At 57.5% G+C, this 23,121-nt stretch carries 34 protein-coding genes and 1 tRNA gene; 19 read left to right on the forward strand and 16 right to left on the reverse strand.

Annotated features, from left to right (window positions below):
- Nucleotides 1-5: 5 nt before the first annotated feature.
- Complete coding sequence (locus LYZ69_07630; GenBank protein MDV3278321.1) at nt 6-446, forward strand: hypothetical protein; 441 nt, start codon at nt 6-8, stop codon at nt 444-446.
- A gap of 167 nt (nt 447-613) precedes the next feature.
- Here the strand turns inward: LYZ69_07630 and LYZ69_07635 are convergent, their stop codons facing one another.
- Nucleotides 614-1,375, reverse strand: a complete 762-nt coding sequence (locus LYZ69_07635; GenBank protein ID MDV3278322.1) for a geranylgeranylglyceryl/heptaprenylglyceryl phosphate synthase — start codon at nt 1,373-1,375, stop codon at nt 614-616.
- A gap of 1 nt (nt 1,376) precedes the next feature.
- Nucleotides 1,377-1,631 carry a hypothetical protein gene (locus LYZ69_07640; GenBank protein MDV3278323.1) on the reverse strand — a complete coding sequence of 85 codons (255 nt, stop codon included), beginning with the start codon at nt 1,629-1,631 and terminating at the stop codon, nt 1,377-1,379.
- 193 nt (nt 1,632-1,824) lie between these two features.
- Between LYZ69_07640 and LYZ69_07645 the strand changes: the two genes are divergently transcribed.
- Together LYZ69_07645 and LYZ69_07650 are read left to right on the forward strand one after the other, a co-directional pair.
- Nucleotides 1,825-2,181: a hypothetical protein gene (locus LYZ69_07645; protein ID MDV3278324.1), complete on the forward strand. Its 357-nt coding sequence runs from the start codon at nt 1,825-1,827 to the stop codon at nt 2,179-2,181.
- A gap of 40 nt (nt 2,182-2,221) precedes the next feature.
- Nucleotides 2,222-2,764 (forward strand): winged helix DNA-binding protein, encoded by a 543-nt coding sequence (locus LYZ69_07650; protein MDV3278325.1) that lies wholly within the window; start codon nt 2,222-2,224, stop codon nt 2,762-2,764.
- A 48-nt stretch (nt 2,765-2,812) separates the two neighbouring features.
- Here LYZ69_07650 and LYZ69_07655 read toward each other — a convergent pair whose 3' ends face one another.
- Together LYZ69_07655 and LYZ69_07660 are read right to left on the reverse strand one after the other, a co-directional pair.
- On the reverse strand, nt 2,813-3,187 hold the full coding sequence (locus LYZ69_07655; GenBank protein MDV3278326.1) for a PIN domain-containing protein: 375 nt from the start codon (nt 3,185-3,187) through the stop codon (nt 2,813-2,815).
- Between the two features lie 2 nt (nt 3,188-3,189).
- Nucleotides 3,190-3,417, reverse strand: a complete 228-nt coding sequence (locus LYZ69_07660) for an AbrB/MazE/SpoVT family DNA-binding domain-containing protein (protein ID MDV3278327.1) — start codon at nt 3,415-3,417, stop codon at nt 3,190-3,192.
- 312 nt (nt 3,418-3,729) lie between these two features.
- Between LYZ69_07660 and LYZ69_07665 the strand changes: the two genes are divergently transcribed.
- Nucleotides 3,730-3,945, forward strand: a complete 216-nt coding sequence (locus LYZ69_07665) for an antitoxin VapB family protein (protein MDV3278328.1) — start codon at nt 3,730-3,732, stop codon at nt 3,943-3,945.
- Nucleotides 3,942-4,346 carry a type II toxin-antitoxin system VapC family toxin gene (locus tag LYZ69_07670; protein MDV3278329.1) on the forward strand — a complete coding sequence of 135 codons (405 nt, stop codon included), beginning with the start codon at nt 3,942-3,944 and terminating at the stop codon, nt 4,344-4,346. Before LYZ69_07665 ends, LYZ69_07670 begins: the two co-directional genes overlap by 4 nt.
- A 203-nt stretch (nt 4,347-4,549) precedes the next feature.
- Here the strand turns inward: LYZ69_07670 and LYZ69_07675 are convergent, their stop codons facing one another.
- Nucleotides 4,550-4,951 carry a BlaI/MecI/CopY family transcriptional regulator gene (locus LYZ69_07675; GenBank protein MDV3278330.1) on the reverse strand — a complete coding sequence of 134 codons (402 nt, stop codon included), beginning with the start codon at nt 4,949-4,951 and terminating at the stop codon, nt 4,550-4,552.
- Nucleotides 4,952-5,482: 531 nt separating this feature from the next.
- Between LYZ69_07675 and LYZ69_07680 the strand changes: the two genes are divergently transcribed.
- On the forward strand, nt 5,483-6,682 hold the full coding sequence (locus LYZ69_07680) for an orc1/cdc6 family replication initiation protein (protein MDV3278331.1): 1,200 nt from the start codon (nt 5,483-5,485) through the stop codon (nt 6,680-6,682).
- A gap of 412 nt (nt 6,683-7,094) precedes the next feature.
- Here LYZ69_07680 and LYZ69_07685 read toward each other — a convergent pair whose 3' ends face one another.
- From LYZ69_07685 to LYZ69_07705, 5 genes are all read right to left on the reverse strand, one after another.
- Nucleotides 7,095-7,649, reverse strand: a complete 555-nt coding sequence (locus LYZ69_07685) for a hypothetical protein (GenBank protein ID MDV3278332.1) — start codon at nt 7,647-7,649, stop codon at nt 7,095-7,097.
- Nucleotides 7,650-7,727: 78 nt separating this feature from the next.
- Nucleotides 7,728-9,206, reverse strand: a complete 1,479-nt coding sequence (locus tag LYZ69_07690) for a DNA-directed DNA polymerase II small subunit (GenBank protein MDV3278333.1) — start codon at nt 9,204-9,206, stop codon at nt 7,728-7,730.
- Between the two features lie 25 nt (nt 9,207-9,231).
- Nucleotides 9,232-10,557: a hypothetical protein gene (locus LYZ69_07695; GenBank protein MDV3278334.1), complete on the reverse strand. Its 1,326-nt coding sequence runs from the start codon at nt 10,555-10,557 to the stop codon at nt 9,232-9,234.
- Nucleotides 10,558-10,559: 2 nt separating this feature from the next.
- The gene (gene thyX / locus LYZ69_07700) at nt 10,560-11,090 is read right to left on the reverse strand and encodes an FAD-dependent thymidylate synthase (protein ID MDV3278335.1); all 531 of its coding nucleotides are present in this window, start codon (nt 11,088-11,090) and stop codon (nt 10,560-10,562) included.
- Nucleotides 11,080-11,523, reverse strand: coding sequence for a hypothetical protein (locus LYZ69_07705; protein ID MDV3278336.1), 444 nt, complete (start codon nt 11,521-11,523; stop codon nt 11,080-11,082). The genes thyX and LYZ69_07705 overlap by 11 nt, the downstream gene beginning before the upstream one ends.
- A 63-nt stretch (nt 11,524-11,586) precedes the next feature.
- On the opposite strand from LYZ69_07705, the gene LYZ69_07710 reads away from it, so the two are divergent.
- Nucleotides 11,587-12,351 carry a dienelactone hydrolase family protein gene (locus tag LYZ69_07710; GenBank protein MDV3278337.1) on the forward strand — a complete coding sequence of 255 codons (765 nt, stop codon included), beginning with the start codon at nt 11,587-11,589 and terminating at the stop codon, nt 12,349-12,351.
- 112 nt (nt 12,352-12,463) lie between these two features.
- Nucleotides 12,464-12,591: transfer RNA gene (locus LYZ69_07715), tRNA-Ser, on the forward strand.
- Nucleotides 12,592-12,610: 19 nt separating this feature from the next.
- On the opposite strand, the gene LYZ69_07720 is transcribed toward LYZ69_07715, so the two are convergent.
- From LYZ69_07720 to LYZ69_07730, 3 genes are read right to left on the reverse strand one after another with little or no spacing between them, the layout of a single operon-like run.
- On the reverse strand, nt 12,611-12,967 hold the full coding sequence (locus LYZ69_07720) for an iron-sulfur cluster assembly accessory protein (protein MDV3278338.1): 357 nt from the start codon (nt 12,965-12,967) through the stop codon (nt 12,611-12,613).
- A 45-nt stretch (nt 12,968-13,012) separates the two neighbouring features.
- A complete protein-coding gene (locus LYZ69_07725) occupies nt 13,013-13,492 on the reverse strand; it encodes a redoxin domain-containing protein (GenBank protein MDV3278339.1) in 480 nt (159 codons plus the stop codon).
- A gap of 37 nt (nt 13,493-13,529) precedes the next feature.
- Complete coding sequence (locus LYZ69_07730) at nt 13,530-13,865, reverse strand: hypothetical protein (protein ID MDV3278340.1); 336 nt, start codon at nt 13,863-13,865, stop codon at nt 13,530-13,532.
- A gap of 105 nt (nt 13,866-13,970) precedes the next feature.
- Between LYZ69_07730 and LYZ69_07735 the strand changes: the two genes are divergently transcribed.
- Both LYZ69_07735 and LYZ69_07740 read left to right on the forward strand, forming a co-directional pair.
- Nucleotides 13,971-14,255: a UPF0147 family protein gene (locus LYZ69_07735; GenBank protein ID MDV3278341.1), complete on the forward strand. Its 285-nt coding sequence runs from the start codon at nt 13,971-13,973 to the stop codon at nt 14,253-14,255.
- Nucleotides 14,256-14,290: 35 nt separating this feature from the next.
- A complete protein-coding gene (locus tag LYZ69_07740; GenBank protein ID MDV3278342.1) occupies nt 14,291-14,716 on the forward strand; it encodes a hypothetical protein in 426 nt (141 codons plus the stop codon).
- Nucleotides 14,717-14,719: 3 nt separating this feature from the next.
- Here LYZ69_07740 and LYZ69_07745 read toward each other — a convergent pair whose 3' ends face one another.
- Nucleotides 14,720-14,983, reverse strand: coding sequence for a hypothetical protein (locus LYZ69_07745; protein MDV3278343.1), 264 nt, complete (start codon nt 14,981-14,983; stop codon nt 14,720-14,722).
- A 152-nt stretch (nt 14,984-15,135) separates the two neighbouring features.
- Here LYZ69_07745 and LYZ69_07750 point away from each other — a divergent pair, with 152 nt between their 5' ends.
- The 9 genes from LYZ69_07750 to LYZ69_07790 all read left to right on the forward strand — a co-directional run bounded on the left by LYZ69_07750 (nt 15,136) and on the right by LYZ69_07790 (nt 20,951).
- On the forward strand, nt 15,136-15,543 hold the full coding sequence (locus LYZ69_07750) for a hypothetical protein (GenBank protein ID MDV3278344.1): 408 nt from the start codon (nt 15,136-15,138) through the stop codon (nt 15,541-15,543).
- A 16-nt stretch (nt 15,544-15,559) separates the two neighbouring features.
- A complete protein-coding gene (locus tag LYZ69_07755) occupies nt 15,560-16,165 on the forward strand; it encodes a 3'-5' exonuclease (GenBank protein ID MDV3278345.1) in 606 nt (201 codons plus the stop codon).
- A 114-nt stretch (nt 16,166-16,279) separates the two neighbouring features.
- Nucleotides 16,280-16,813, forward strand: coding sequence for a hypothetical protein (locus LYZ69_07760; protein MDV3278346.1), 534 nt, complete (start codon nt 16,280-16,282; stop codon nt 16,811-16,813).
- The gene (locus tag LYZ69_07765) at nt 16,810-17,310 is read left to right on the forward strand and encodes a hypothetical protein (protein MDV3278347.1); all 501 of its coding nucleotides are present in this window, start codon (nt 16,810-16,812) and stop codon (nt 17,308-17,310) included. Before LYZ69_07760 ends, LYZ69_07765 begins: the two co-directional genes overlap by 4 nt.
- A gap of 18 nt (nt 17,311-17,328) precedes the next feature.
- A complete protein-coding gene (locus LYZ69_07770; GenBank protein MDV3278348.1) occupies nt 17,329-18,225 on the forward strand; it encodes a hypothetical protein in 897 nt (298 codons plus the stop codon).
- A gap of 128 nt (nt 18,226-18,353) precedes the next feature.
- Nucleotides 18,354-18,563 (forward strand): hypothetical protein, encoded by a 210-nt coding sequence (locus LYZ69_07775; protein MDV3278349.1) that lies wholly within the window; start codon nt 18,354-18,356, stop codon nt 18,561-18,563.
- Nucleotides 18,564-18,573: 10 nt separating this feature from the next.
- Nucleotides 18,574-19,263, forward strand: a complete 690-nt coding sequence (locus LYZ69_07780) for a Rieske 2Fe-2S domain-containing protein (GenBank protein MDV3278350.1) — start codon at nt 18,574-18,576, stop codon at nt 19,261-19,263.
- Between the two features lie 6 nt (nt 19,264-19,269).
- Nucleotides 19,270-20,682, forward strand: a complete 1,413-nt coding sequence (locus LYZ69_07785; GenBank protein ID MDV3278351.1) for a cytochrome bc complex cytochrome b subunit — start codon at nt 19,270-19,272, stop codon at nt 20,680-20,682.
- Nucleotides 20,679-20,951 carry a hypothetical protein gene (locus LYZ69_07790; protein MDV3278352.1) on the forward strand — a complete coding sequence of 91 codons (273 nt, stop codon included), beginning with the start codon at nt 20,679-20,681 and terminating at the stop codon, nt 20,949-20,951. The genes LYZ69_07785 and LYZ69_07790 overlap by 4 nt, the downstream gene beginning before the upstream one ends.
- A 96-nt stretch (nt 20,952-21,047) precedes the next feature.
- Here LYZ69_07790 and LYZ69_07795 read toward each other — a convergent pair whose 3' ends face one another.
- Both LYZ69_07795 and LYZ69_07800 read right to left on the reverse strand, forming a co-directional pair.
- Nucleotides 21,048-22,445 (reverse strand): hypothetical protein, encoded by a 1,398-nt coding sequence (locus tag LYZ69_07795; GenBank protein MDV3278353.1) that lies wholly within the window; start codon nt 22,443-22,445, stop codon nt 21,048-21,050.
- 367 nt (nt 22,446-22,812) lie between these two features.
- On the reverse strand, nt 22,813-23,082 hold the full coding sequence (locus LYZ69_07800) for a carboxymuconolactone decarboxylase family protein (GenBank protein MDV3278354.1): 270 nt from the start codon (nt 23,080-23,082) through the stop codon (nt 22,813-22,815).
- Between the last annotated feature and the right edge of the window lie 39 nt (nt 23,083-23,121).

Genomic DNA, 23,121 nt, shown 5'->3' on the forward strand with positions numbered 1-23,121 from the left:
CCCATGTGAGCGAGAAGCAGACAGCCAAGGAAGCCATTAGGATTCTATGCTGTGCCAACATTGGGTTCAAGGAACTGAGCGCTTCCGAGAAAACCAAGCTGTCTACAGTCTTCGCACGTAGGAACCAGGTCCTTTACGGTAAAGCCTTCGACCTTGTAAACTGTAAGACGGAAGTGGATTTCTTGAGCGAAGATATCATCAATAGCAATCTAGAGTCGATCAAGGTGTACGAAATCAAGTCGACAAACAGGAAAAACGTTCCTGTGGACTTCGCCGGTTACTTTTTCGATCTAACCACCGCGGAGCTCTTGGTGGCACAAAGTCTGGGGAACCAATACAAGTTTGCTTTCGTCAACACGGTAAGAGGGAATTACTTGGAAATGACGCTCCAAGAGTTGTTCGCTAGAGCGCGAAAAATCTATCCGAAATGGGCAGTTCTTCTCTAGATTTCGGCGTGATGGTTCGAGAAACGTGTGGAATCAGGTGGTAGTTTCCGCTTTGGAACGGGATGGTATTGGAGCCGCAGACGTTAAGCCGACCCGTGGCACGTCGTCATACATAGGGTTCAATACGCCTCCGCTAGGTCTTTCTGCATGAGAACTGAAATGTGGTCTTAATGTCGTTGTCTTCGTTCGATGGCAGCCACAATCTGACGTAGAGCCTTTTCATACCCATTAGTCTGCAGAAGGTTGCCGATTACCAAGATGTCTGTGCCGGCCTTCGCAATTCTTTCCGCTCTGTCCGCAGAAGTGATTCCCCCGCCTACGATTAAAATCCCGTCGTAGAACCTCCTGACCAGCTCGATTGTCTGCGTCGGGATGGTGTCGCTGGCGCCGCTGCCTGCCTCGAGGTACAGGGTCCTCATCCCGAGGTATCTTGCAGCTAGGGCGTAAATCACAGCGAGAGCTGGCTTGGGCAGAGGAAGGGGGTTGACTTGGCCGATGAAACTGGTAGCGCTGGAGCCCCCGAAGACGAGGTACCCCATCGGGATGCTCTCGAGCCCGCTCTTGAAGACCTCCATGGCGCCGAGCGCCTGCGCCCCCACGATGAAGTACGGGTTAGTCGAGTTCAGGAGGCTGCTGAAGAGGATAGCATCGGCGTAGCGGGAAACTCCTGTGACGTTGTTTGGAAACAGCATCACAGGCAAAGTCACACGTCTTTTGATGGCCCTGACGACCTGATTCAGGCGCACTTGATCAGAGACTGTAGACCCTCCCACGAGGATGATAGAAACCCCGGCCTTGGCCGCGGCTTGTGCCGTATCAGCGGCTTTGGCTGGGCTGAAGTCCTCTGGGTCAATCAATGCGGCACATATGGTGCCGTGTCTCTTAATCTGCTTCTTGAGGAAGGCCTCGACCTTGGGCTTGGGGCTCAAGTCAGGCCCCAGCACGGGCGAAGTCGTCGACGAACGTGTTGTAGACGTCTATGTCGGCCCGCTTCGTTTGATAGCGGAGCTCCCTTCTGACAGCGCACGCGAGGTTGCCGCAAGCCACGAGGTAGACTTGGTCTTGTGATGTTTCGTCTTGATGTGACGTGATGCGAATCGTAATCATGCCGCAACGTGGACACGCGAAGACCTTGGGCAGCGTTCGATGCACTACTCGAAGGACTTTCTTTCTTCTCCTACCCAACCTTGCTCACGCGTCTGTCTGGTGCGCGTACTAGATAAAATCGAGCGTGGGACGAGAGGGGCTCTGAATTGAATTAATCGTTCGTCCGCGCTTTCCAGAATACTAGATTTAGAGTATTTGATGAGTAGATGTGAACTTCATTCAGGTAAGGTCTTGGCGAGGCTTTATACATAAATGGATAATTGTCTATGACATGAGCGTAGCCAGACGGATATCGAAGGACTCTTCACTCACCGAAACGCAACTCGAGTCGCTCCTGCTGTATCAAAGGGTGCGATCTGGCGAAATCTCTCTCAGAGAGGCCGCTGGCTCCAGGAGTAGGGGGCCGGTATCTGTCGGCGCATACTATCGGGTCGTCAAGCAAGCAAAGGAGAACGTCCGATCGTCGATTTTGACGCTCGTGACAGCGCTCTGGCTCGGGTATGTGAGGGTCGAGGACGTGAGACGGCTGTTTGAACTTGTGGGAAGAGGGGAAGTAGAGCTCTCCGACGAGGAAGCGGACCAGTTTGTGGGCGTTTTGAACGCACTTGTGGATAGAATGGTCGTGTGACAGTGGTGTTTATCTATGTTGCATCACGTAGCGCAACGCGATGGCTGACCCAGTCGAGGTTGCTGCAGTTGCCTTTGCCGGGTTCTTTGTGGTGCTGGCCGTGGTCCTGCTGGCAAAGTACAAGCAGGCTTCCGAGCAAATTCAAGCGTCATCTGACCTCGGGCGCGACCTCTGGAAGGCCCTCGAAGACAAGCAGAGGAAACAGGATGAAAGAATTCTCGATTTGATGGGGAGGGTTGAGGTAATGCAGTCTCGCCTCTCCTCTTCGGTGACGTCGGCGCAGGTGATGCAACAGCGTCAGGAGCCCGTGCAACATGCCATCCAGGAGCGGCCACAGTCGGAGCCTTCGAGGGAACGGCGTCCCCGGAAGCCGGCCAGCGACGCCAGCGAGAAGGTGATACTGGGCCTGCTGAGGGACGGACCGAAATCGACGATAGAAATCAAGCAGGCGATGGGCCTGTCGAGGGAGCACACGGCGAGGCTGATGAAGTCGTTGTACGACGCGGGCTTGGTCGAGAGGGATGAGTCGGCGAAGCCGTTCGTGTATCGGCTCACGGACAAGGGCCGGGGCCGCCTCGAATGAGTTGAGGGAGGTCGGTGCGGCCAAGGCGTCGTGCGGGGCTCCTGGCGGCTACAGCCACCGGACGTCGATTTCCTTGATTCTTGACAGGTGCGGGTCGTCGCTTACGCAGGTCAACCTGTAGGCTTTCGCGCTGGCCGCGACCATGCTGTCGGCCATGGGCATCGGGTATCTGCTCCGCAGGTCGGCGGAGGCCTTTGCAACTTCGGCGTCCACTGGTATGACTTCGAAGTCCTTTTCGACCAGCGAAACCCGCAGCTCCGCTACGTCTCTTCCTTCCTTCTCCATGGTCAGCTTGTACAGCTCGTGGATGGTCACCGCGGAGACGTACTTCGTCCCTCTGGCCTTCAGGTGAGACCTCGTCGCAGAGAGCGTGGCTTCGTTGTCTGAATAGTAGTGCTCGAAGAAGAACCTGCTGTCGTACAGATTCAGCGGTCTTCGCCCCGAAGTTCGTCGAGCAAGCGTTTCATCTCGCTCGGCGTGGCCTTGGAGGAGCCGCTGCCTGCCAGGTCGGTCGTGGTTCGGGACCGTCTCAGGAGTATGCCCTCGCCCGTGTCCAAGACGGCTAGCTTAGTCCCTTCCTCGATCCCATACTTGGCTCTGAGCGGCGCTGGGATGGTCGTCTGGCCCTTTCTGGTCACCTTGACTTCGGTCAACACGTAGTACTCGATATGATGTAATACATAAGCGTTGTTACTACTGTGGGGCCACGCCGTACGGTGATGCAGGAACGACCGCAATCGAACTTGGCTGGGAGAAGCCCACGACCGAAACTGAACGCGCTGCGAGGTTCCATGGGAGCGCACCGCCAAGCTGATGAAGGCGCTCTACGAGAGGAGCTTCGTCGCCAGGGATCAGTCGGCGAAACCCTTTGTTTACAGGCTGACTGAAGCGGGGAAGCGCTCCGTGTCGCGGGGCTTGGCCGCGTCGTGGGCCTTAAATATGCGTATCTGTATATTGATACGCAAATGGGCTCCAAGAACCTGGCAGTGAAGGAAGACGTGTACCGGCGGCTCCTCGAGGCGAAGAAGGGAAACGAGAGCTTCAGCGACGCCATCGGACGGCTGCTCGAAGGGAAGAGCGACCTGCTCTCCTTCGCGGGCGCCCTTTCTAAGGACGAGGAGTTCGAGCGGGTGAGGAAAGACATCGAGGACGTCAGGAAGATGACGGTGCTGAGGACTTGATTGCAATCGACACCTCGGTCGCCGTCGACTTCTTGCGCGGAAAGGAGCGTTCCGTTTCGGTCGTCAGGTCGGCGCTGGGAGCCACCGATTCTGTGGGGATATCGACTGTGTCCCTCTTCGAACTGCTGCATCCCATCTACCACAGAAAGCTCGACAGGCAGGAGAGGGTGGTGAAATCGTTCTTCCATCAGCTGAAGCTCCTGCCCCTCGACTCTGAGGCGGCCGAGCAGTCGGCCAAGATCATGGGCGGCCTCATGAGAGTCGGCCAATCCGTCAACGCCCTTGACGTGCTGATTGCGGGGACCGCCGTGGCCAACGGAGCAGAGAAACTTCTTTCAGCAGACAGGGACTACGAGCGGATATCGAGGGTCTCTGATCTCAAGCTGGAAATCGTCGGTTGATTCTGCGTTCTGCAGACACGACGGTCAGGTTCGTAGGTAGGTTGTGAGGACCTTGGCGGAACTCTTCAACGGTGCCTAATCGGTTGAACGCCAGTTTCTCCGCAGCTGGTCGAGCTCCTCTATGATCTGGTCATATTCTTTCTCGCCGACTGCTCTGCCACCAGTCAAGCGTGGAAACGGCTTCGGCATCGCGAAACCTCCTCTTATCTCCCGGCGACCTGAGAGGCCTTGAGATAGACCCGCCTGTAGACCCAGGAGTTGCCGAACCTTTCACGTTTGAGGCACTCCTTGTCTGCGAGCCTGGACAGGTAGGTAGATATCATGCTGAGCTTGACGGGCTGGTTGTACCTCTCCTCGAACTCCCGCGCTACGTCTGAAGAGGAGAAGTCGCCTGAAGCGAAGACCGTTTCAATGAGAGCCGTGACCTTGCCGAAGAAGGTTCCCTCGTCCGGCGCCTTCTTCTCGCCGCGGTCCAGCGGGACGTCCATGATCTCAAGCATGTCGACTGCCTTCAGCAGCTTCTCGCGGGAGACCTTGCCCTCAAGCGCGAGCGTGAATTTTGTCCCCTCGTCATCCTCCAGCTCTATCTTTACCCGCTTCTTCAACGTACAAGCAAGTTCACAGGCCAGAGGGCATTAAACCGTCGCTGGTGTGAACTTGTGAACAGGCGGCTAACAATCCTTGACTGCGCGTTGATACGACGTGGCACGTTCACAGGAGTTCACACCATGATATTGGTTAAAAACCGAATACAGGCTCCAGTGGAAGCAAAGGGGTCAAAATCGGCCTCCGTTTGGCCGGACGGGTTGGATAGGTTCCAGTGGAAACACTGGGGTCTAAATCAGCCTTAGTGGGAGGGCCGTTCACCGGGATTCACTGGAGGACCCCCACCCCACCTCTTCCAGTCCAGGCCAGATCAAGCATGCCGCGAGCCCTTTGTTCTCCTTAATTCAACCGTCAGCCCTCATCATTAGACCTCAGTCCTTATCCTGTTCAAACCGCCAAGCAAGAGCTGGCTAGCAAGCAGCTAGCTCATTGTATCTGTGCCAGGAGGGGCTAGCAAGGGAAGCAGCGGAACAGGAGGGGCGGAGGGCTCACAGGAGGGCTTATCTAACCAGTGTTTCCACTGATGCCCAATGTCGGGTTCTGGGGGAATAAACGAGATTTTCCGGAGGGCCAAGGAAGGTAAGGCGTTGTTCGTCGACAGGAGCGTCCTGGGCCCGGACTATGTCCCCGACAAGCTCCCGTTCCGTGACGCCCAAATCAAAGCGGTCGCGGAGGTCCTGGCACCAATCCTCCACAGCTCAAAGCCCTCTAACCTTCTTCTCTATGGCAAGACGGGAACGGGAAAGACGGCAGTGGCACGCTACGTCCTCTCCAAGCTGCAGGCAGAGGCGAAGACGTCGAACCTGGTCGTCGCATACGTCAACACGCGGCTGGCCAACACCGAGTACAGGACGCTGGCCGACTTTGCGAAGTTCCTCGAGCTTCCAGCCGACAAACAAATCCCGTTCACCGGGCTCTCCATCGGCGAGGTCGTGGGCAGGACCTTCGAGAGCATTCGGTCGGCCAAGAAGAACGTCATCCTCGTCCTGGACGAGATAGACTACCTCGTGAAAGCTTTCGGCGACAGCATCCTCTACGAGTTCACCCGCTCTAACGAGAGGCTCTCGCCCGGGTTCTTGGCCTTGGTTGGAATATCGAACGACCTCAAGTTCAAGGATAATCTCGACCCGCGCGTACTCAGCAGCCTCAGCGAAGAGGAGCTCGTCTTCCCCCCTTACACTGTGGACGAGCTGAGGGAGATACTCAGGGAGAGGGCGGCGATGGCGTTCAGGAAGTCTGCGGCGTCGGACGCTGCAATCAACCTGTGTGCGGCTATGGCAGGATCGGAGCACGGGGACGCGAGGCGAGCCGTGGACCTCCTGCGAATAGCAGGCGAGGTAGCAGAGAGAGAAGGTCGGAGCCAGATAGACGATTCATGCGTCAAGAAGGCATCGGACAAGATGGAGCACGATCGCGTAGAGGACGGGATTAGGTCGCTTCCAGTGCAGAACAAGGCCATCCTCCTCGCTACATCAAAGTTCGATTCAGGGACGAACACTGGGGAGCTGTACCTGGTCTACGGCAACCTCTGCAAGAAGCTCGGCCTCGAGGCCCTCACGCAGAGGCGCGTCAGCGGCATACTCGCGGAGCTGGACCTCCTCGGGCTGGTGGAAGCGTCGGTGGTGAGCAAGGGGCGGCGCGGCAGGACGAAGAGGATTAAGCTCTTGATAGGGAGAGAAGGCCTCGCGAAGACCCTCTCAGAAGACCCAGCGTTCGCTGGCCTGGTCTAAGAGCCTATTTTCAAATGGTTCTGTTAAGTTGGTGGGTGCTCGTTCTCCCTGTTAAGTGTCGGGTGCTGGCGATATCCCCTCACCACTACCACGATGCCAAGCAATATCAAGACAACACCTATGAAATTAAGCGCGTAGCCCGTTGAACTTGAAACGCCAACAGGAAGTGTGATTGGGAAAGGAGTGAACGACGACAGATGAGCAGGGACACAATTCGCGGTAAGACCCAGCGGCGGTGGCGGCGGCAACAACGAATTCAACAGATTCCATGTCGGATACAAATAGCAAGTCGCAGCGACCGTCCAACCCGTCGTTCCCCTATAAGACATGACATTGACTCCTCCGAAGAGAGCCATGACAACTCCTATCAAGAGAATCACCGTTCCAATAACGAGTAGAGACTTCATTCGCTTCATTCATTTCCACCTGTCACGTTCTGTCGTCGCGGCGCTGCTGACAATCTTCCACTCCTAAGGTTCGCAAATGCAATCGCGACAAACGCGGGAAATAGGATGTCCAAGCCAGACCTGACGAGTAAAACTGAGAAAGACGTGACGGTGGTCACCACGGAAAGGATGTCTGGGAACGCGGCCCCCCAAGAACCGCCGAGTAACACGGGCATCAGGAAAAATGACACAGAGCCGCCCAACAATCCGCCGATGAATATGTAGATGGCGACGGAGGCGTAGTTCTCCGTCAAGTCAATCTTCCTGCCAAGGCGATAGAATACGACGAACAGGAACACGGGGTTGACGAGGAATGAAGTGTAGGAGAAAATTGAGACGAAAAGAAGCTGATAACGTTCAAAGCCAAAACTAGTTGATGCCAACGGGACCAGAAACTTCGAGAGAACGGTTGGTATGCCTTCCCACAGGGCCGACATGAGAAGTGCAACGAGCAGGAGGCCGACGAACCTGGGTCTCTGCCCGCTCTCCACGGTTTGACTGCTAACGAGCAGAGACTTCATTTCATCACCCGACGCTTAACACCCGTATTTATCCCCCACCAACTTAACAGAACCCGATGGACAATTCTAGGATAGGCTCTAAGCAGCGGGAAAGGCCGCGGCGCCGAAGTTCCTTCTGATGACGCTCACGTTGGACAGGTCGACTACGGGAATTATGCTGGGCGTCGGCTCCAAGCCCATGTTGACTTGGAAGCTCGTCTGGGCCTGCCACGTACCAGAGTTCACTACCAAGGTGCCCCTGTAGTTCAGCTCGCCGTAGGTGTGCACGTGTCCGCTGTGGAAGACATCGGGTACGGGGTCGACGACCATGAAGTCGCGGAGCTCCGGCGAGAGGGCGGTCCGCTTCCCGTAGGTCGGGGCCAAGTGCCTTGATCGAAGAAGCAGCTTCATCGCATCGGTGGGCTTGTTGTAGGAGAGGTCTGGGGTGGTCGCGATGATGTCGTCCAGGCTCTTGCCGTGGTAGACGAGGAACGTCACTCCGTGCAACTTGACGTATGCAGGGTCGCCCACCAGCCTGACGTTCTCCATCCTGTACAGCGACTCGGCGATGTCGGCCGAGACAGCCGGCTGGGGCAGCGCCTGCCTGACCGCGTCGTGGTTCCCCGGGGACACGATTATCTGGACGTGGCTCGGCAGCTCCTCGAGGAGCTTGGCCGCCGTTTCATACTGCTTCTTCGGGTCCCTCTCGGCCAGCTGGAACTCCTGCCCGGGATAGACGCCGACGCCGTCGATCAGGTCGCCTGCTACGACGACGTACTTGATTCTGTTGACCACGTCGAGGTCTCCGAGCTTTCCGTTGATCCACAGGACAAAGCGCTGGAAGTCGTCGGCGAGGAACATCTTGCTTCCGACGTGCAGGTCCGACAGAAGCACGGCGTAGACTCTGTGCGAGCCGCTGGACACCCTTCTGTCCGGCACGTCAGGGAGCATCAGGGAGTCGGCGTAGAGCTGGCCTGACTTGCTCCTGGACACCTCCATCACCACCATGCTGTCGAGCGGCGCCTCCAGAGCCGACTTCACGACGCCTTCGTCCCGGCAAGTCACGCGCAGCGTCCCGCTCGGGTCGTCTATCGTCACCTCCACGCCGCTCTTCCTATGAACTTTGTTGGAAATGAGGCCTGCGACCTTCATCTTCTGGCCTTGGGCCATGTTCCTGCCCGTAGCCGTAGTCCCCACGCCCTTCGTGTCTGGTCTCTTCCTGACGACGGAGAGAAGGCGATCATACCTGTCCCTGAAGAGCCGGCTGTATCCCTCAAGCGCTTCAATAGGCGCGATTGACTGGGTTGGGTCAGACATCATCTCCATCTCTGGTTCCTGTCCCAAAACAGGCGGCAACTCCATGCCGACGCTGGACGGCTCCGCCGGAAGGGCCCGCCTCACGTCGTCCTCCGTGATGCGCTTCACCTCGGCCTTCGCCCCTCCTTTCTGCTCCAGCAGCTTCTCCATCAGGCCGTCGACGTCAGATTCCTGCGGCAGCCCGACTATGAGGTCGTACGCCTTGACGTCGAGGACGAACCCCAAGGCCATGATCCTGGAGATGGCCTTCACCTGTGACATTAGAAAGACGGAAACTTCGCTCGCGCTATAAAGAGGATTCTATGCACTGCGTCCCCAACTGCACCAAAGTCTCCAGAAGCTGAGGGTCCTTCGACTCACAGTATAGCCGCGTCTTCGGCTCCGTGCCCGAGGGCCTGAACATCACCCACGACCCGTCGTTGAAGACGAGCTTGTAGCCGTCGAGCGTCCGTTCCTCTGAAATCTTGAACCTCCTGAAGGTCTCCTTGGCGTTCCTGACGAGCGACGGTATCTTGGCCAGCACGTTGAGGTTGACCTGCCTGTAGCGCCACTCCGTCTGCTCGATCGTAGCGGCGAGCAGGCCCGGCTCCCTCGACAGCACGCCCGCTATTATGGCGGCCGCGTTGATGCCGTCCTCCCAGAATCCCCACGAAGGGTCGACGACCTTGCTCGGCTCAGTGGCGAACACGCCTCCCTCTTCTTCCAGCACGGCGAACGTCTTTCCGACTCTGCTCCTGACGACCCTATACCCCTGTTTCTCGGCTTCCTCCTCGACCATCATCGAGCTGTTTTCTGATATCACGACCGTGCCTCCACTCGCCTCAAGCTCGCGGAGCGCCAGGACCGTCATGATTGAATCAGGCACGACATTCCCAGCCCCGTCGATCATCACCAACCTGTCGGCGTCTCCGTCGTGTGCGAACCCGAAGTCGGCACCGAGGTCTGGGACCATCCTAGCGAAGTCGGCGAGGTTGGTCGGCGTGGGTTCAGGGGGGCGGGCGGGGAACCTCCAAGAGATCTGCGCGTTGACGGGGACGACGCGGTGCCCCAGATGCTCGAGGACCCTGGGCGTAACTAGGCCGCCAGGCCCGCTGGCACAGTCGACCGCTATCCTGAGCGCATTGGGTGCCTGCTTGTGCCTCGACTCGAGCGCTTCGATGTAGTCGTCCAGCGCCTCTTCGTCAGTGTTAATCGCTCCAAACCTCCCGGATGACTTCATCACGTCCACCCCCATGGCGCGCTCAATCCTCTCCTCGTCCGACTTTGGAAGCTCCATCCCCTTCCCATTGTAGACCTTCACCCCGGAGAACTCCGGAGGGTTGTGAGACGCGGTCACAGAGAACCCAGCGAGGCACGACCTTTCCCTGGTGCTGAACGCGATGACCGGGGTGGGCACCATCCCGAAGGCGAAGACGTCGCTTCCCACTGCGTTGATGGCAGACATCACCGTCCTCGCCAGCAGCGCGGAGACCTTCCTGCCGTCCCATCCGACTCCGTACGCGCCCCTGCCGAAGACGAACGCGATAGTCTCGGCCAGCTTGTACACCTGCTCCGGCGTCTGCGTCTTGTTGAACACGCCCCTGACACCGGCAGTCCCGAAGGCCTTGGTCAACACTATCTCTCTATGATCTTGTTCCAGAGTTCTGGCGTCACTTCTTTCGCCAGTTTCAGCAGGCTTCCGGCGAGCTCCCGAATCTCCCACTGGGCCTGCAGTGCCGTCCGCTGCCAGACGATGTGCATCAAGCTTCTCGCGCTGACCGTCATCACGAGCTTCGTCTTCGTCGCGTTGGGTAGGACGTAGCGCGCGTCCTCCTTCGGCACGCCCGCAGCCACCAACTTCTCATAGGCCGCATAGACCGCTTTCAACCCCTCGTCGAACGCCTGTAACGCCTTTTCGTTGGACTGGATGCTCGGCGGGACGACGGCCCCTTCCTTCGTCGCGGCAGAAAACCGCTGCGACTCTTGATCATAGGAGGCGACCCTGTGTCTCACGAGCTGGTGGGTGGTGACCCGGCTGCACTCTTCTATCTCGAACATGTACACTACATGATCAAGCAACTTCTCTGGCTCGAAGGTGGTTCCCCTCTCCCGAAGCGCCAGCTTGAGCGCCTCCAGGTCGGTGTGATACAGCAGCTTAACCCGCACTTACCTTCTCCCCGAAGGCCAAGGATTTCAGCAGGGGGCAGACCCGTTTTGCGTCCAACTCCGCCACAATCACGCTGGCAAAAGGCCTCGACGCCAGGTTCCTCCACATCTCTATCAGCGTACGCGCGTTCATCGAAAGCAACCACGAATCCCCAGCAATCTGCAGGAACCGCAGGAAAGGGAACTCCATGGACAGCCTGCCTGCCTCGGTCTCGCTCACGTCGTCTATGATCAGGGTCATCGTGAAGTGCTCGATCACGTCCAGCGACTTGTCCTGCAGCGCCTTGGTCAGGAGGAACTTCCAATACTCTTCGCCCTTCTGGTCCAGCTCCGCCTGAATCTCCTCAATCGGCCTCGTGCTGTAGCACCGTCTCATCGCGACGGCTATGGTCTTCTCGGGGCTGGGTGAACTCCATACTAGAGAGGCTTTCATGAAGGCTTCGCCAACCTCCTCGCGGATTCAATTTAAACGTCTGGTCGGCTGAACCACCCGTCGTTGCCCAAAGCCCCCTCGCGGTCGGAACAAATTCCGATGTACCGCATCGAGCCGGACGGAGCCACCGCCTGTATCGTCGTTCTTCACGAGGTGTGGGGTCTCGTACCGCACATCAGGGACGTCTGTAAACGCCTAGGCAAACTCGGATTTTCAGCAATCGCACCAGATCTATACTGGGAGAGGAAGACCCTCCTCAGCCCCGAGAGCATACAGAAGGCGATGGAAGGTGTGTGGGACCTCTCGCTGGAGGAGAGGCGCGACAAGGCAAAGGTCCACAAAGCCATGATCAGGAAGGGTTTCGGTCACGACACGCTGGCAGTGACATCAACGCTCTACAGCAAGAGGTTCAGGGATCTCTTGGTCTCAGACGCTTCGTCCTCCGTGAAGCTGGTGCACTCGAAGTACGGGCGCGTCTCCGTCCTCGGATTCTGTCTTGGCGGTGGCCTCGCCCTCAAAGTGGCGGCAAGACTCGGCGACCTGAGCTCTATCGTCTCCTTCTACGGGGAGCCGCCTTCGAGCAACGAAGTGAGACGGATCTCCACCCCAGTGCTCGCAATCCACGCGACCAACGACGAGATCATAAACACGAAGGTACCCGCCTTCGTCGAGACAGCCCTGGCCGCCGGGAAAGACTTAACGCTCAAGATCTACCCGAGGACGAGACACGGATTCTTCAATGACACGAACTCGTCCGTCTACAACGAGCGCGCGGCGGCCGAAGCGTGGGAGCTCGCGACGTGGTTCCTCCGCAGGACCCTCCGATAGCTCGGAGCTCGTGAATTGCTTCATCACGTGGAGCTACGTGATTGACGGGCGAGAGGCTCGGAACCGCCCTCCCTCAAAGAAATTATAGAGGCCAAAGCTAGGCACCAGTTCAGCCGGGGTGGCAGAGTGGTTAATGCGCGGGCAACCTGCTTAGAAATGAGGCGGGTCCGCAACTCGAGATCACACAACCAGTCAGCCCGTGACCTTCGGGTCTCGTGGGTTCGAATCCTACCCCCGGCGCCTTCCGAGAGGGCGCGGCCTACGCTGTCTTGAAAGACTCGCCGCAGCCGCAGGTGGAAACCGCGTTCGGGTTGCTCACGACGAACCCGCCGCCCATCAGCTTCTCAGACTTGTAGTCTATGACAGAGCCCGTTATGAAAGGTGCGCTCGACCTGTCCACAGCGACCTTCGCGCCGTTCACCTCTATCGTGTAATCATCATCAGAAATCTTGTCGTCCACGACCATGCCGTACGAGAGACCCGAGCAACCCCCTGCAGTCACGAAGACTCTGAGCGCGGCACCAGGCTTGCCCTGCTTCTCGAGGTAAGCTTTCAGCTCCGAGGCAGCCTTCTCCGTCAACTGCACTATCGGCTTTATCTCAGCTTCCTGAGTCAACCTTGGGCAAAGAGCGCGGGGCCCGTATAAGAATACTGCGCCGCGCTACTTGGTTAGTCTTGCCACCGCTTTCATCACTTCATCATACGGAGGCTCGTTACCCGGGTTGTCGGTCACCCACTTGTACCTCAGCGCGCCCTTCTGATCTACGACGAAGACCGACCTCTTCGCCACCCCTCTGTAACCCATTCCGACCCACTTATCTTGGAGGACGCCGTACAGCTTTGTTACCTTCTTTCCAAAATCACTGAGCAACGGGAACTGCAGGTTGTACGTCTGGGCGAAAGCCTTGAGAGTGAAGGCGCTGTCGACGCTCACCCCGACCACCTGCGCCCCTCCCACCAAGGGCCCTGCGAAGCCGTCCCTGAACGCACACATCTCCTTGTCACAGGCTCCGGAGAACGCGAACGGGAAGAAGGCGAGCACGACCGCGCCCTTCTCTGTGAACTCCCCGAGGCTGCGCGTCGCCCCCTCCGTGTCGGGGAGGCTGAACTCGGAGACCTTCTGGCCTATCCTCAGAACCACGAACCGCAAAAGCGACCGTTCAGATTTAAGGGCTATGTCACTTTTGGGAGACTTTCTGCAGCAAATCGAAGTATCTGGCCATCAGCGACACCAGCTGCTCCTGCTTGGCCATGTCCCTCTCCTTTTCCAGGAGAAGGCTTGCTTCATTCAGTTTTGAGATGAGCAGCTCTCTCATGTTTGCGACCACAGAGTCGTATGAAGCCCGTTCCTCCCTTAGAAGCGGGCTGATATCATCGTGGCTCGTGCAGTAGACCTTTCCATGGAACCTTACCTGAACCCCTCCGCACCGCTGACAAGGTTCAGCCAGCATAGTCGCGCCCCTTCGTATCAACGCGGCAGCTGCCTTCATCTTGTCGTTGCCGGGCCGACTCAACGACCGTCGACTGCCCTCCGTCTTCTATAAAGACGCTCTAGCGACGAAAAGCACATATCCTCACCCAACCAAGCAGGGTGGTCAAACCGACGAGAGGGATTTCTGATGAGCGCCAAACTCAAGAAACAGCAAGAGAACGATGCGAAGCTCGCGAAGGCGAGCGTCAGCCTTCAGCAGATAGCAGACTCGAACATCACGCCGAGAAACATACGCAAAATCGTGAAGGACTCGATAGCCATGCTTCAGGACCAGAAGCAGAGCATCTCAGTCAGGGCGGCCAACGCCATCAGCCTTCTCGACGAGGTCGGGCAGGACCCGAACATGCCTTCTTTCGCAAGAGTTACGCTCTGGTCTGCCGTTTCGGAACTGGAATCAATCAGGGAGCGCTAAAGGCTTAAGACAATCGGCGGCCTCTCGGGACGCCATTGCCAGACTGTCCGAAGTGCGGTAACAAGGAAGTCTCGCCATACAAGTCGTTCTCCATCATAGTCGAGCCATCGAAGGGGGAGCACGGCATGGTCGAAAGAAAGGTGGGGATGTTCAGCTGCTCCAAGTGCGGCATGAAATTCCCCACGGTCATCAGCAGGCAGAGGTATCTGGTAGTCGCCGCAGAGCAGCTCCATCAGCTTCAGGAGGAACTTGGCAACGTGAAGAAGGGGAACGAAGAACTGGAGGGCAAGCTCCAGATCATGGCCCGTGAGCACCGCGAGCTGCAAGCGCGGCTGGAGAGGATGGCAAAAGACAGCGAAGTCAGCAAGCTGGAGACCAAGCTTGCCGAGCTAGAGAGCTGCGTGGACCATCTCAGAAAAGAAAAGGGCGAGCTCGAGCAGAGGGTCACGAAGTTCCGTTAGCGACTAGACTCCGGTCACGCCCGGTGGGATTTCATACCCCGCCTGGCTTTCGTATGTCGCAGCTTTCTCCTCCAACGCAGCCTTCTCTGTCCGGAGCGCTTCGACCTCGCTTTGGAGGGCGTTCGCCGACCTATCCAATTCGAGCCCTGCGAGCTTCTCCTTGATTGAGGCTATGTCGGAGAGGAGAGACGCCTTCTCCGCTTCCAGGGATCTAACTCTCTCTTCGAGTTCTGCTCTTCTGTCTGCGTATTGGTTTACCGCTTCCATGGATATCAAAGACAACAACCCCGCGCTCGTTTATTGTCTGGTCGAGCGAAATACTGTTGATGCTTTTGTTCACTTAACTAAATAATGACAAAAACAGCGGAGCCGACTCGCTCGCAGCGTTTATGAATCGAAGCTCTGCCGCCACGCCGTCCATGAAAGTCGGTCTCTGGGTCTGGCCTGCAGAACAGAAGGAGCAGCGACGGATTCTGAAGCGTGTCGCCGAATCAGAGCACCTCATGGCTGCTATGCAGGCGATTGCAAAGAGCAAGGAGGGTCTGAGCAACTCGGAGCTCGACGACGTCCTTGCCGACAACTCGAATTGGATGACCAGATGGGTGGTCGAGCAGCTTACTTCGTTGGGTTTCGTGGATTACAAGGTGCAGCTCTTCGGCGGGCCAGGGAAGTACGACTTGACCGAGTTGGGCATGAATGCGCTGTCAGCGATCACAGGACAGCCAGTAAAGCCCAGACAGCCGCCGGCGCAGCCCCAGCCGACGCCAGTTCAGGCGAAGCCAAGCACTCCCGCGCCGCAACCGGAACAGACGGCCGCCCAACACTGATAGAGTCAATATCATCATGATCGTGGTGGATCTACAGACGACGGGGTGGAATGACCGACAGGACCGAATTGTCAGCATTGGCGCCGTGGACTTCGAAAACCCCGCCAGACTCTTCCATCAAGAATGCAGAACTCCGACGAAAGCGAGAATCTCCCCAGAGGCATGGCGGGCATTCCGATTCGATAGGCGATCCCTGTTCACCAAGAACAAACCCACCATCAGGTCGACCGTTCAAGGCTTCATAAGTTGGAGCGAGTCTTCGGACGTGAGAACTCTCGCCGGGCAGAACCCCTGGTTCGACGCTGCCTTTCTGAGAACGGCGGCGAAACGATACCATCTGGATTGGCCCTTCGGCTACAGGCACGTCGACCTTCATTCCATCTTCTATGCCCGCTTTCTCGAATTGGGTCTGCGAATACCGACAGAGAACGGCTTGGACGCACTAGGTCTTTCAACAATCCTTCGATACACCGGGTTGGAGCGTCGCAGACGCAGACATAATGCGTTGACGAACGCGAAGCTCGAGGCGGAGGCGCTCTCGAGGCTGATTTGTGGGAAGGTTCTCTTCGAGGAATACAGGAAGTACAAGATACCACCACCACTGGCGTCAAGTCCAGATTAGCAAGGCCTAACCTTCTACTTACACGGCGCCGGGGGTAGGATTCGAACCCACGAACCCCCTAATGGGTTCGGCCCTATGCTTTAATATTCCGCGTCAGAGTTCCACATTCACAAGTTGGCGCAAGCGGTCGACGAGAGCGAGAGACTTTCCAAGACGCTGCACCGAATCTTCCTGCTTCTGTACCTACAATTCGCATTCTACTGGGCGACGATTGCCGCGGGAATGCTAGTCAACTACTATTACGCCGTCCCTGCCGACCTGCAAGCGGACTTTGGTAGCATCTTCCTACAGTTCTTCGCCGCCCCTTCACTCTTCGCTCACGTCGCTTTCGCGGTCCTCAGTACGAGCATGAGCATCCCGACGATCATCCTGGCGAGGAGGGCCCGACTTTCGCAGGTCGTCTACCTGCACGCTGGAGCGATCACAGCGAGGACGGTAGGCTTCGTGACTGGTCCGTTATTCATGTACTACGCGACTTCGGCGATAGCGGACCCCTATTCAGCGAACATCTCGACTTTCATCATGGCCTCGGTATTCCTGACAGCCGTCATCCTGACCTTCATGAGCAGGATATTCATCGTCAGGGAGGACGTCCGAATCAAGTACGTGATGGGCGCTCAATCTCTGACGGGTGTGAGACAGCAGTGAAGGCCATGGGGGTTGCGGGGCTCCAGGGCGAGGAGGTTGGCAACCTCGGCCTCCAAGGTCTGAGGCTCACCTTGAGGCTCTGCTACATCAACTTCGCGGTCTATCTCGCAATCTACGTTACAGGGATGTACATCAACATATTCATCACTTCGGGAGTGAACACGATAAGCATAGGCGACCCCTCCAACATCGTGCACATGGTGGGGGCGACCCTGAACTTCGCCTTCACCTTCATCGTGATGGTGGTGGGGTTCATCTACGGAATGAGGAAGGTTGCCCTGTTCAGCCTCGGAGCGGTTGCTTCACTAATCGTCGCCACGGTGGGAGGGCTGCTGTTCTTGGCGACCGGGGGCGGCAGACAGTCGGGGGACCTTACGCTTGCGGGAGGATGGATAATGTCGCTCCTGTTCATGCTTGCGCTCTTCCTTTCGTACTACTCCACCCTGAAGGTCATGAGGGCTGTCAGGATACTTGAGGCGACCGGCCGGGCGCAGTGAGCAGGGGACGCGCTGAGAATGCAAGGCTCTTTGGAATCGATGGCGGAGGTTGGCGCCCGACAGGCAAGACGACTCGTGTACTTGATCTACATCCAAGCCGCTTTCCTCGCCGTTACCTACGTCGAGGGCATGTGGGCGGCACTCACCGTGCATAACTTCTCCATCACCCTGCCCGACGTCATCGAGCATGGAATGGCGTCGTCCGGTTTCGCGCTCATGACGGGCGTCGTGGGATTCGTTGCAGCGCTGCGGGGTCAGAGGCGTGTCGCAATCCTCAATCTCACGCTCTTCGCGGTCGCTGTGCTGGCTGGGTCAACGGGCTTCGCCTTCCTGGCCAACCCGGCCGACCCCACCGAAGTTGCGGTGACAAATCTTTCGATGATAACGACAATTGCTCTAGGAATGCCGATTTCAGGATTCTCGCTGGCCAAGGCGTCCCGCGCGTCAAGAAGCAACCCGGGCGACCTCTCCCCTACCATGGTCATGATCTATCTTGCGCTCGGCGCGCTTTCAACGACGACGATAGCTGGCGCTGCCATGCTGTCGACCACGCCTTCATGGTACGCCTTTGCCGTCTCGGCGCACGTCGGGTTGGCCGCCTTGACCGTCGCCCTTGTTCTGGGAGTCCTCATGACATCGGTAATTGGAGCGTCTGAAGGGAGGGCATCAACATGGGAACCGCAGATTGTGGCCTATTCCCTCGTCGCCCTTGCAGCCGCGGCTGTCGCTGGGGCCGACGGCGTGGTCTACATGACGACTGGTGACCTCTCATACGTCGTGGTAATGGCCGAGGTGGGCGTCCTAGTGTACGCCTTCCTGTTGATAGCAACCGGCGCGCCATATCATCGGAGTGCCGGAGGAGTCGGCAGAGGGAAAGGGGCGCGAACTCCGCCTCGGGCTGTGGTTGGAAAGTGACTTCCGACAGGACGTCGACCCACCATCATGACGAGAAAGCACGACTGTCTCGCCGAGGCTTCCTGCACCAGGGCTTGCTCGCGACCCCGAAGCTCAAGTCCAGAGTCTCACAAACGATCTTCGCTTCGTTGGCCGTCCTTCTGTCTCTGGCCTCCATTCCGCAGGCGGCCTGGGCCTTCTCCGCAGCCGGGAACACGACGCAGGCGCCAGTGGGGCCAGTTTCAGTGAGCCTGGACCTTACAACAGCCGCCGTCGTGTCCTTCATACTCCTCTTGCTCGGTCTTGCCGCCGGAATCCTGCTCATGGGGAGGTTCCTGAACCCCAGGACGCAATCATGAGGCGCGAATGATGGACTCAAAGAGCGCGGACGACAGAACCTCCGAGAAGAGAGAAAGCAAAAGGAACTTCCTGAAACTCATCCTCACCCTCGGGGGGCTGGCTACCGTGGGCTCGTTCGCGAGCGTCTTTAGGGTACTTGCGTTCGTCCCGGCTCCGGGAGCGGGTGCGGGCACCACCATCGCGTTGGCCTGGCCCGAAATCAAACTCGCGAACATCTCGGCGCTCGACCCCTCCAAGCCCCTGCGCTTCAACTACCCGCTCGTAGACACGCCGTCCGTTCTCGTCAAGTGCGGCCAGAAGGCGGACAACGGGGTCGGGCCCGATTCGGACATCGTCGCGTTCAGCGACATTTGCCAGCACCTCGGATGTTTCTATTCTGTCCTCACGCCAGGTTCGTCACCTCCTTGTGATTCATCGTTTAGCGCAGCCGCGCCTCAGGGATACTGTTGCTGTCATGGAGGACAGTACGACTTCGTACACGGCGCCAAGGTGATAGGCGGACCTCCGCCGCGGCCCGTTCCGCAGGTAACGCTGCGATACGACGCCGGCACAGGCGACGTCTACGCCATAGGAATGGGGACCCCGGCAATTTTCGGACACGGGCCGCCAGGATTGACCGACCCGTCGCTGGTGCTACAGCACGATCTCACCGGTGGAACCATCGTGACCGACGCAACCGTGTTCTCCGAAACAGGGTGAAATGAGATGAGCGCGAACCCAGGAAGAAGGTTTGTGGAATGGGTGAAGTCGCGCTTCGGGCTCCGGACGAACGTACTGCGTCCAGTTCCTGAATACAGTCTGAGTCCGCTATACTGGCTCGGCGCGTTGACGGTAATCGCCTTCGCTCTCCAAGTCTTCACTGGCCTGCTGATGATGATCTACTACGTCCCTACCGTCGACCAAGCTTACTCATCCACGCAATTCATAATCCGGAGCGTCCCCCTTGGATGGCTCCTAGAGACCGTGCATCTCTACGGGGCGTACGCGATGATACTCTTGGCCATGCTCCACCTCCTGCGCGGTTACTTCCTTAGCGTTCAGAAGAAGCCCAGGGAGATGATGTGGGTGATTGGGGTAGTGATGGGTCTGGCGGTGATGGGGTTCGGCCTCACCGGTTACCTGCTCCCGTGGACGGTGGTCTCAAAGTCTGCCACGGACGTCTCAATAGGAATGTTGAGCTTCCTTCCAGCCCAGATTGGACCCATCGTCACGTTTCTCATAGCCGGCGACGGCAGCAGCGCCGGGGAACTCACGAGATTCTTTGACCTCCACATCGTCGTCCTCCCGGCCATGCTCCTTTCGCTCTTGGCGCTCAAACTGTTCTTGTTCGAGGCGCACGGGGCCGCCGAGCCAGCCACTGGCGCGAAGGAATCGAGAGAGATCCCGTGGTTTCCGACAGTCTACCTCTATTTTGCGATGATTGGCAGCGTACTCATCGCGGTAATCGTCATGGCTTCGGTCCTGTTCCCAGTCAACCTCGCCGCGCAGTTCACGCCTCTGGCCGCCTCGAACTACGTACCACAGCCCGAATGGTACTTCCTGTGGATGTATCAGGTTCTGAAGTTCACATCCTTCGAGGGCTCCGGGATATACTACGCGCTGGGTGCCGTGACAATACTGCTGGTTGGACTGATAGTGTTACCCTTCATCGACCGGGGGCTTGCGCGAAACCCACGCTCGAGGCCTCTCTACACCACCGTCGGCACGGTAGTAGTCGCGGAACTCGTGGTGCTGACAGCCTGGGGATATCTCACGCCAGGACAGATAATCCCAGACGTCGAAGCCGTCGAGGTGATTGGGACTGTGGCCCTGGCCGCCGCCCTGGCAACCGCATTCCTGCTCAGGACGCCCAGAGGCATCCAGAGGGTGTCTTCGGCCACGAAGCCCGTTCTGCTGGCCCTTGTCTTCCCTCTCAAGAACAGATGGGCGGCGTCTGTCTTCGTGGTCCTACTATCTGTCGGGTCCGTGTGCTTCGCCAACCTCGTCGACTCCATCTTTGGAATCGCGCTCAGCTCACCGGTTCTTATCTTGAACATCACGGGACTGATTACAACTTTCTACGCCATGGCGAGAATCATGAGAAGCCTGACGGTGAAGTACGAGAGGTCTCAACCTTGAGGGTGGACGACCAGATGATGAGGTACACGGTGGAAACGCTACTGGCCGCCGCAGCCGCCACACTGACGGTCTACCTGTGGTTGTTCAATCTCGTCGCAAACCAACGGACCTTCGGCGCGATGATCGGGTCCGGGTTTGTAATCTTCGCCATGATGATCTACGCCTACTACAAACCATCGCTCACCGGGAGCAGCAACTCTTGGCTGCTTGCAGGATGCGTAACTGCAGCAGTTTTCCTCTTGTTGGCCGTGCAGCTTACAGGCCAGTGAGCCACTCGAAACTCCCTTAGTGGGGACGGGTGAGGGAAGAGACTTCGAACCACAGTCAGTGACAGTCGCGCGGCTGAAGTTCATTCTCCAATGCATTCACCCATACTGGCGTATGATCTGACCATAGTAAGCGCCAGTCGGGCTAACCGCTCCGTTCAGTATGTTCTGCGCCGCCTGTTGATTGAGCATCGAGGTAATCTGCGCCCAAGTCAAACTCTCGGAAGATGCTGAATAGTTGAGGTAACCGAAGAAGTACCAGCTCCAGTAGGGAGAGATGTAATCGACGGGGTAGAGCTCGGCAAACTTGACCATTTCCTTGATGAACTGCTCGTCTACTGGTGACCAGAAGCCGTAGACGTCGCGCCGGTAGATGTTCACGTCGGCGGCTATGGATCCATATCCCGCCTCATTTCCCACACTCTTCGTCTCCCACATCTCATCGATTATCAGGCGTTTGTGGTTCTGCTGAGCAGTTTGGGCTATCTTGATGAGGTTCTGGAAGTTGTTCCCGTAGATGGGATAGATGTGAGTCGTAATCACATCGATTCGCGGGTCTGAGACGTAACCCTGCAGCCACTGTGGGCCGTCCCACGCGGCGGCTCCCGCCGCGATTGTGGTGCTGCCATTGCTCAGATTGCCGACGATGGACTCGACGAAGTCGTTCCAGCCGCTGGGCGTGCTGAGCTGCGAGTACCCTGTGATGAAGTACCAAGTGTCGGGTTCGACCCCTATGTCAATCCAGTCTGGGTGGAGGTCATTGATTATCGTCTGGTCCATCTGAGTCTGAAGCGTCACATACTTGCTGTAAGGCACCGACGAGTAGTTGAATTTCACCGGCGAGAACGGACTGTTGGCGAAGAGGACGTGCGCCTCTATATCGAGCTTCATCCCCCTCGCGTGGACCATCTGCGCCACTTGGACGTAAAAGGCGTGGTACTGCGTATAGTTCGGAAAACTCGGCGTGAAGAGCGGATACTGCAGCGCGATTGTCACCCCGTCCACTCCGAGAGCCTGTAAGGCGTCCAAGCTGACGTTCACCGCCTTCAGCACTCCTGGGGCCAGAAGAGCAGAGCCCCTGTTGTCGTTTGCTGCTAAGAGCTCCGTACCGAACGTGATTGGGTGCGCCTGGAACGGGCCGGACGAATTGAGAGTCAGGTCGAAGCCTTCCAGACTCTGGCTGAGCTGAGTGTAGGTCTGCTGGTATGTTGCAGGCACGGCGGTATCATACTGCTGAATCTTGAACGGCGTTGAGGTTGAGCTGGTCAGTGTGAAAAAGGCACTCGTCGAACTGCCCTCGGTCGCGGTTGAGGTAATCAGAGAAGATTGAGTAGTGGTGGTTGCCGAAGTCATAACGCTTCGCGAGACCCGATTCAGAAAGACGATGGCTGATATCGAGCCAACCAAGATTATCGCAAGGATTCCAACCGCCAGCGCCTGCGAAATTGCTTTCTTTCGGGTCTTACTACGTCGGGTTGCGCTTGCCATGTCCTCCAAAGTCTGGAATCACAAACTCTAGTCAGACGATATAAGACTGCTTTTGGCCCAAGAGATTTCTGGCTCAAGGCCAAGCTCTCGAGCTAAACACCAGTTTGAATCTCGCTTCAGAGAAGTGCGGGGGTGGGACTCAAGACATGCATGTAGTTCTCAAAGCAGGCGCTGTTCTAGCCTAGAATAGCGTGCGGTCGCCGGGACTGCCGGATTACAAGTAGTGCGGGGGGTGGGACTTCGACCCAGCACATTGGACGGGATTCCGACTTGAACCACATTCAAAGCGTTGCTGGAAAGGATTGTGAGAAGATTTTATCCCGCAGAATTGATGGTGAGCTTCCTACACCGCAAGCCGAGCATCGGGGGGCACCCATTATTTGCAGCCGCATTCATCACTATCAGGGCGTGATGCGTGTGGCGTGGTCTCAGTTAGACTCAAGGCAAACTGGTCCGTCTTAGATACTGCTCCCCTTCTCACCATCTTTCCCACCTCAACGGCCTCCGAAATTTCTTCTCCATTCGCTCCGCTCTCCCGAGCCTTACCTACGTGGTACTCCAGACATGGTTTGCAATTTGCCGTTATGGAGGCCCCTACTGCCACCAGTTCCCTGAATTTGGAATCCAGCTTCATCACTTTCTCCATGGAATTCAGAACGGAGTAAGGATATATAATGTCAGGAGA

This window comes from Nitrososphaerales archaeon (assembly GCA_032906765.1).
Taxonomy (GTDB): Archaea; Thermoproteota; Nitrososphaeria; order Nitrososphaerales; family Gagatemarchaeaceae; genus DASPPF01.